The 6848-nt window shown below is 56.4% G+C and carries 8 protein-coding genes; 4 read left to right on the top strand and 4 right to left on the bottom strand.

Features of this window, described 5'->3' with window-relative positions; all coding sequences use genetic code 11:
* Nucleotides 1–185 precede the first annotated feature (185 nt).
* From AC1DJO_RS28430 to AC1DJO_RS28415, 4 genes are read right to left on the bottom strand one after another with little or no spacing between them, the layout of a single operon-like run.
* Nucleotides 186–716: a lipocalin family protein gene (locus AC1DJO_RS28430; protein WP_112445444.1), complete on the bottom strand. Its 531-nt coding sequence runs from the start codon at nucleotides 714–716 to the stop codon at nucleotides 186–188.
* On the bottom strand, nucleotides 713–1288 hold the full coding sequence (locus AC1DJO_RS28425) for a hypothetical protein (protein ID WP_112445442.1): 576 nt from the start codon (nucleotides 1286–1288) through the stop codon (nucleotides 713–715). The genes AC1DJO_RS28430 and AC1DJO_RS28425 overlap by 4 nt, the downstream gene beginning before the upstream one ends.
* Nucleotides 1285–2313, bottom strand: coding sequence for an SAM-dependent methyltransferase (locus AC1DJO_RS28420; RefSeq protein WP_477973969.1), 1029 nt, complete (start codon nucleotides 2311–2313; stop codon nucleotides 1285–1287). Before AC1DJO_RS28420 ends, AC1DJO_RS28425 begins: the two co-directional genes overlap by 4 nt.
* Nucleotides 2310–3122 carry a DUF1295 domain-containing protein gene (locus AC1DJO_RS28415; RefSeq protein WP_112445438.1) on the bottom strand — a complete coding sequence of 271 codons (813 nt, stop codon included), beginning with the start codon at nucleotides 3120–3122 and terminating at the stop codon, nucleotides 2310–2312. Before AC1DJO_RS28415 ends, AC1DJO_RS28420 begins: the two co-directional genes overlap by 4 nt.
* A gap of 162 nt (nucleotides 3123–3284) precedes the next feature.
* On the opposite strand from AC1DJO_RS28415, the gene AC1DJO_RS28410 reads away from it, so the two are divergent.
* From AC1DJO_RS28410 to AC1DJO_RS28395, 4 genes are all read left to right on the top strand, one after another.
* Nucleotides 3285–4673 carry an NAD(P)/FAD-dependent oxidoreductase gene (locus AC1DJO_RS28410; protein WP_112445436.1) on the top strand — a complete coding sequence of 463 codons (1389 nt, stop codon included), beginning with the start codon at nucleotides 3285–3287 and terminating at the stop codon, nucleotides 4671–4673.
* An 87-nt stretch (nucleotides 4674–4760) separates the two neighbouring features.
* Nucleotides 4761–5993, top strand: a complete 1233-nt coding sequence (locus AC1DJO_RS28405) for an SAM-dependent methyltransferase (RefSeq protein WP_112445664.1) — start codon at nucleotides 4761–4763, stop codon at nucleotides 5991–5993.
* On the top strand, nucleotides 5986–6390 hold the full coding sequence (locus AC1DJO_RS28400; protein WP_442208117.1) for a DUF2147 domain-containing protein: 405 nt from the start codon (nucleotides 5986–5988) through the stop codon (nucleotides 6388–6390). The genes AC1DJO_RS28405 and AC1DJO_RS28400 overlap by 8 nt, the downstream gene beginning before the upstream one ends.
* 27 nt (nucleotides 6391–6417) lie before the next feature.
* Complete coding sequence (locus AC1DJO_RS28395) at nucleotides 6418–6837, top strand: DUF2177 family protein (RefSeq protein ID WP_112389424.1); 420 nt, start codon at nucleotides 6418–6420, stop codon at nucleotides 6835–6837.
* Nucleotides 6838–6848: the final 11 nt, after the last annotated feature.

Below are 6848 nucleotides of genomic sequence, written 5' to 3'. Positions count from 1 at the left end.
CCGTTGTCCAGCGTCGCCGCCGGACGTCACCGATCATCAGATCAACCTGTCGAAACTCGTTAGACATAAGCTTATCCTCAAGCCTGTGCTTGAGCCTTCCTGCTTATGCTGAGTGTCCGGTCGAAAGTGGGGGCAGTTCACTCTCTGAACCTGCCCGAACTCACAGGCTTCATAGTCAAAAATTATCACTGCGCGGGGAACTCTAGCTGACGCACGTCGTAACCCAACTCGCTCGCCTTCCGGACCATGCGTTGAAGTTTGCTCTTCGAAGGTACTGCTCGCGCGTAGATCCACAGGTTGGTCATTGACGGGTCGGCGCTTATAAACCAGGATTTATCCGGTGACTTGTACAAAACCCAGTAATTGAATGTGATGAACCAAGGATAACGGACGCGCATTTTGGCGTTGGTCGTTTCATAATCGGTGATGGTACCGATACCCTTGACGGTCTTCAAGCGTCCTTTCGGTGTATCCACCCTGCAACCATCCTCGATCAGGATCTCGCTAGGCGACGGTCCCTGACGATATGACGAGTAGCCGGCAACACAACCGTCGGTCAGGTACATCGGTCTTCTGGCGATTTCCAGCCAGGTGCCGCGGTAGTGATCTGGTTCGACCTTCACGACATCGGGTTCGGCCCGAGCGAGGCACGTTGCCGACACAACAACGGCGAGAGCGAGAAGCAGCGGCCGTACGCTACGAAGATGATTTTTCATTGAGACCTCCCTTGATCGTTAATTTGCACCCGAGTTCCTGATGTCTCTGATCGGCGCCAAATCCCCGCGTATCGTAGCCCGATAAAGGTCATCAGGCTCGCGACAGCGAACGCATTGAGACTGAATAGCGTGGAAAGATCACTTTCGCTCCAAACGTGCAACGGCGCACCAATGAATGATCGCGAAGCAACAAAGACGACGAACACGAAGGCAGCTATTCCTCGCTGCCACCATTTCTCGTCTGGATGGAACGAAATTGCCGCCAACATGATGCAGGCCGCAAAAAACAATTCTGTTCCGGAGTTCTGGCCGAACAGCTTCGTCTCGAACCATGTATCGAGTGTTCCAATAAGGGGTAGCGCGATTCTAGCAGCTAGCGGCGAGCGCTTCGCCAGAACAGGGCTCATCAGCATGAGCGGAGCGGCTGCCAGCGTCCAAAGTGACGCAGGCACTCCATTGCCTACCAGATACCAGACATAGAACGGATAGAATGGCTTGTTTGCGATGATCACCCAAGCGATCGTGACCGTAGCCTGCGTCAAGGGGTCTTGCAGTCGATCGATAGCGTTCATCTGACGGGTCCCATCAAATAGTGGCCGACACCCCAGATGTCGCCGCCTTCGTGACCGAACAGCCCCGCGGTGGAAAGAAAAAACAGCCGCCAACGGCGCTGCCAAAGGGCAGCGCCAGCCCCGTATACCTCGATAAGAATTGGCCGGATCTGTTCAATGCCTCGATCGAAATTGGCAAGCCAGTCGAGCGCAGTGCGGCGATAGTGCAGTCCAGACCAACGCCATTCCGCTTCTACCCGGAAAAGATTGTCGAACCTATGTGGCAGATCGTGAGCCGGCATGATTCCACCTGTGAAGAAATGCTGTGCAATCCAGTCTGCAGGATCGCCGCGGTCGAAGCGGTAGGATCTGTTCTTGTGAGTGAAGACGTGGAGGAAGAGCTGGCCGTCCGGCTTGGTCCAGCCGCGAATACGATGGAGTAGGGCGTTCCAGTTCGACATATGCTCGAACATCTCCACTGAAACCACGCGATCGAACCGCTCGTCGGTCTCAAACTCGTTCATATCGGCAGTGATGACGTCGAGATTGCTGATGCCATGCATGTTTGCGACGCTGAGAATATGCGAGCGCTGCGACGCCGAATTGGATACTGAGAGAATACGAGCCTTCGGAAATTTCAGTGCAAGGTGGAGCGAAAGCGAACCCCAGCCGCAACCAAGCTCAAGGATTTCCATGCCATCTTCGATTTCAGCATGTTTAACGGTCTCCGCGAGCGCGAGCGCCTCCGCTTCGGCAAGTGAGGTCGTGGCGTCGGGATAAAGACAACAGGAATACTTCCGCTGCGGACCGAGGACTTGCGCGAAAAACTCTGCCGGTACCTCGTAATGCTGACGGTTGGCTTCTACCGTATGAGTGGCGACGGGAAAGCGATCCATCTCATCCACGAAAGCCTGTTCAGCCTCATTGGTTGTCGACAAAAGCCGTCGTTTCATCCTGCTGCAAAGTAAATCTATCGCTGCGAGGGATATCCCGTCTGGTATGGGGGTGCGTTCAGCGGTGTTGATGGCAAAAGCCAGCATGTTCATGGAGCGTCTCCGCGGGGAATGGACGAGGGTTTGCGGCGCGGGCCGGGGAAGAAGGCGTTGACGCGCTGCTGTTGGGCACGAAACCTAGCGCCGCGCGTTCGCAGCATATAATCTTCAAGGGGCGGAATACCGGAGACGTGAACAAGCAGCCAATACATCATGGCCGGAGCCAACAGCGATAACCAGCTCCATATCGACCCAGATAGCGCAAAGAGGGGAAGGCAGCACCAGAACAGCCATTCGAAGAAATAATTTGGATGGCGGGAGTAGCGCCATAGACCCAGCTCGCAAACGCCTGTTCTGGCGCCGGGGGACTTCCTAAAGCGAGCCAATTGGGCATCCGAAGCCGCCTCGCCCCCCAAGGCAATAAAGCCAACCCCGATGGCAATGAAATCCAGAGTGCGAAGGAGATTTTCGCCATTGGCTGCTGCCAGATAGACGGCCAAGACAAGAACGAAAGCGGCAATCGCCTGCACTTGCAAGAACACGAAGAGCCGCCATGGCGCGCGATCGCCCCACTCCTCGATAAATTTCGCGTAGCGGGGGTCCTCTTTCGCACCTCTGGTGCGCGCGCCAATATGGCTGGCGAGCCTGAGCGACCAGAGTGCCACGAACATCAGCACCATTATGCGACGACTGGTATTACCATCGGCGAAGATTGCCGCCGCGATGCCGCCGGCCCCCACAGCCAGAGACCAAATCGTGTCAATCCAGCCGCTGAGGCCGGTCGTGCGCTGTATCACCCACGCGCCAGCCATCGCCACAGAGAGCCCAATCGCGATGATCACTAGAGGATTGATGTCCATCATATTCCCGAGAACGATTTGCTTCCGAGCGCCTCTACGCCGGTTGCGGCAACTCGGTTTGCGGACCGCAATCAAAAAATGCGAAAAAATCTTCGCTTGAGAGAACCGCTGCGAATTCAGTCCGTAAAGATCGTCAATTCTTAAATTTATAGAGAGAGGATACCTATGGCATTTGGAGCTCGCGCTGCCGGATCATGCCGCATCAAGGTTGGGATTATCGGCAGCGGAATCTCAGGTCTTTCCGCCGCTTGGCTGTTGGCAAAAAATCATGACGTGACCCTGTTCGAGGCCGCAGATCGCATTGGCGGTCACAGCAACACCGTAGAATTCGAGGCTGACAGCGGCAAGGTTGCGGTGGATACCGGCTTCATCGTCTACAACGAAGTGACCTATCCCAATCTCACGGCGCTGTTCGACACACTGGACGTCTCGACAGCAGCCTCCGATATGTCATTCGCAGTATCCCTCAACGAAGGGCAATTCGAGTATTCCGGCGGCACTGGACTTGGCCTGTTCGCCCAGTGGTCAAACGTCGCCAATCCCCGCTTCTGGTCGATGATGCGCGATCTTCTGCGCTTTTATCGCAACGCACCGCGCGATCTCCCATTAATGGGCGGCATTTCTCTAAACGACTATCTTCATCGGAGCGGTTACGGACGCGCATTTCGCGAGGACCACCTCTATCCGATGGCGGCGGCGATCTGGTCGACGCCTGCGATGGAGGTTGGCGCCTATCCTGCAGCCAGCTTTGTCAAATTCTGTTGCAATCACGGACTTCTTGCTCTCTGGAATAGACCAGCGTGGCGCACGGTCCGGGGCGGCAGTCGGGAGTATGTGGCGCGGATGACTGCTGGTTTCGCTGACCGTGTAAAGCTCTCGACGCCAGTTAGAAATATCCGCCGCCTCAGCGATCACGTCGAAGTGCGCGACGCATCTGGAAAAATCTATATGTTCGATGACGTTGTCGTTGCGACGCATGCGGACCAGGCGCTCCGGATGTTAGCCGACCCCACCGAAGAGGAGCGCAGGATCCTTGGAAGCTTTCGCTATTCTCGGAACGAGGCGGTTCTGCATGGCGATACCGGCTTCATGCCAAGGCGCCATGCAGCCTGGTCAAGCTGGAACTACGTCGCCGACAGAGGAGTTTCGAACCGGCGGGATCAGGCGAAGCCATCGATCACCTACTGGATGAACAAGCTGCAGCCTCTCGGTGTTGCGCCCCCCACCTTCGTCACGCTCAATCCGACCCGTCCACCGCGCGCCGATTCGATCATCGCAACAGAGACTTACGAGCATCCGGTTTTCGATCTCGCCACAGACCGGGCCCAGCGCGAAATCTGGTCACTTCAGGGCATACGAAAGACTTGGTTTTGCGGCGCACACTTCGGCTCTGGTTTCCATGAGGACGGCATTCAGGCGGGTCTCGCCGTCGCCGAAGATCTCGGCGGCGTGCGGCGCCCATGGGAAGTCAGTGATGAAAGCGGCCGCATCGTCCGCATCCCGTCGGCACGACCGTTTGACTTGATGGCTGCCGACCAGAAGGTGATGGCATGACGATTACAAGCAGAACGTCATGGCCTCTTGGACGAGACCAGTCAATTTCCTGTCGTGCAAATTCCCAAGTTCTCGAGGCAGGATCCCATGGCGCAATTTGACGAAACTACCACCCCACCGATCGCAGCTCCGGCCGAGCGGCCGAAGGTTGGCATTGGTGGTGTTTTATTTGGTAGGCTGATTAAAGACCTTCGGCGGGGCAGGTTGACGATCATCCTGCCGGAAGGGGAACACGTCACAGAGCGAGGAACTGAGGACGGACCGGACGCGACAATTGTGATCCGCCGATGGGGTGCACTTCGCAGGCTCGCTGTGTCGGGCGATCTCGGAGCGGCGGAAGGCTATATTCACGGAGATTGGACCACGCCAGATCTGACGGCGCTAATACGTTTGGTGGCCGCAAACGCGACGCTTTTGTCGCCTGCTCTGTCCGGGACTTGGATAGCAAGGCTTGTCAGCCGCCTGCGTCATATCCTGAATTCCAATACCAGGCGTGGTAGCCGCCGTAACGTTGAAGCCCATTACGATCTGGGCAACGAGTTCTACAAGCACTGGCTTGATAGCTCGATGCTGTACTCATCGGCCGTCTTCGAGAGTGCAACTCAGACTCTTGAGTCGGCGCAGCAAAATCGGCTCCAGCTCATTCGCGACAAGCTGGACATGTCGGATGGGCATTGCGTCCTCGAGGTCGGTTGCGGATGGGGCGCTCTGGCGCTCGACATAGCCACACATTCAAATTCACATGTGATGGGCTTAACGCTGTCGCCCTCGCAACTCAAGTGGGCGAACCGCGCCGTAGAGTTGGCGGGTAAAACAAGTCAGGTTGAATTGCGGCTGCAAGACTATCGTGATCTTCACGGTCAGTTTGATCGTATCGTATCCATCGAGATGTTCGAAGCGGTCGGTGAAGCCTATTGGCCGGATTACTTCGCGATGATCAAGCGGTGCATGACATCAGGCGGGCGAACCTTGCTACAGGTCATCTCGATCGAAGAGAGCCGGTTCGACGCCTATCGCGGCAGCACCGATTTCATCCAAAGATACATCTTTCCTGGCGGATTTCTGCCGTCCGACGCAGCTCTCCGGGACGCTGTCTCAGACGCAGGGCTCAAGCTGACGGAAGTCGAACATTTCGGCAAATCCTACGCTCGTACCCTGCGGGAATGGCGCACACGGTTCCACGCGAATTGGCCGGCTATCGCCGCTCTCGGCTTCGACGAGACGTTCAAGCGGATGTGGCACTACTATCTTTGTTACTGCGAGGCAGGGTTTGAGGAGGAAAGCATCAATGTTGGACTTTATACGATCGAGCATGCCTAAGAAGGCGCTCTTTGACAGGAACACAACCAAATCGTTTGCCTGGGCAATTCCGGTTGTTCTTGTTGGAGCTGTATTCCCTGCTGAAGCCGCCGATATAAACGGCAACTGGGCCCGCGGAGACGGGAATGCGCGTGTGCGTATTGCACCTTGCGGCGCTGATCTTTGCGCGGTCAACACATGGATTAAGCCCGGTACGCCGAAAGAGAAGGAAGGCGACAAACTGGTCATGTCGATCAAGGAGGACAGTGAGGGCAGCTATTCCGGCACCGCTTTCGATCCGCAACGCGATCTGAGCTACAAGCTTACCGTCAAAGTCGACGGCGCCAGGATGACCACGAAAGGGTGTGTCATCGCCGGTCTAATCTGCAAGGGCGTGGACTGGACACGCATAAACTGAGCTTGGAAATCCATCTGGGGGCCCCGTATGAAAACGTACCTGACCGCATATACCGCAACGCTGATCGCCTTCGTTGCCATCGATTTTGTCTGGCTGAGCGCCATGGCCGACCGTCTCTATCGACCAACGTTGGGCGACATGCTTGCGCCGCAGTTCCGATTGGCGCCTGCTGCGGCATTTTACCTGATTTACGCCGCGGGGTTGACCTTCCTCGCTGTCCGGACGGGTTTGACGTCAGGATCAATGACGACAGCAGTCATCTACGGCGCAGCCGTTGGCTTCATGGCTTATGCCACCTATGATCTGACCAACCAGTCTACCTTAAGAAACTGGTCGACTGTCTTGACGGTCGCCGACCTCATTTGGGGAACAGTCTTGTCAGCGGCAGCATCAGGTGTCGGTTTTTGGGTCACATATCGGATCTTTGGGGCTGTGGCGCGCCTCTGATGTCCGCACGC

Source organism: Rhizobium sp. 05N430 (assembly GCF_056396985.1).
Note: the sequence above shows the minus strand (reverse complement) of the source record. Positions and strands in the feature narration are given on the sequence as shown.

Excerpts from the sequence above, each read along its gene's own strand:
- AC1DJO_RS28430 (WP_112445444.1), bottom strand. The coding sequence starts at position 716 with ATGAAAAATCATCTTCGTAGCGTACGGCCGCTGCTTCTCGCTCTCGCC.
- AC1DJO_RS28425 (WP_112445442.1), bottom strand. The coding sequence starts at position 1,288 with ATGAACGCTATCGATCGACTGCAAGACCCCTTGACGCAGGCTACGGTC.
- AC1DJO_RS28420 (WP_477973969.1), bottom strand. The coding sequence starts at position 2,313 with ATGAACATGCTGGCTTTTGCCATCAACACCGCTGAACGCACCCCCATA.
- AC1DJO_RS28415 (WP_112445438.1), bottom strand. The coding sequence starts at position 3,122 with ATGATGGACATCAATCCTCTAGTGATCATCGCGATTGGGCTCTCTGTG.
- AC1DJO_RS28410 (WP_112445436.1), top strand. The coding sequence starts at position 3,285 with ATGGCATTTGGAGCTCGCGCTGCCGGATCATGCCGCATCAAGGTTGGG.
- AC1DJO_RS28405 (WP_112445664.1), top strand. The coding sequence starts at position 4,761 with ATGGCGCAATTTGACGAAACTACCACCCCACCGATCGCAGCTCCGGCC.
- AC1DJO_RS28400 (WP_442208117.1), top strand. The coding sequence starts at position 5,986 with ATGCCTAAGAAGGCGCTCTTTGACAGGAACACAACCAAATCGTTTGCC.
- AC1DJO_RS28395 (WP_112389424.1), top strand. The coding sequence starts at position 6,418 with ATGAAAACGTACCTGACCGCATATACCGCAACGCTGATCGCCTTCGTT.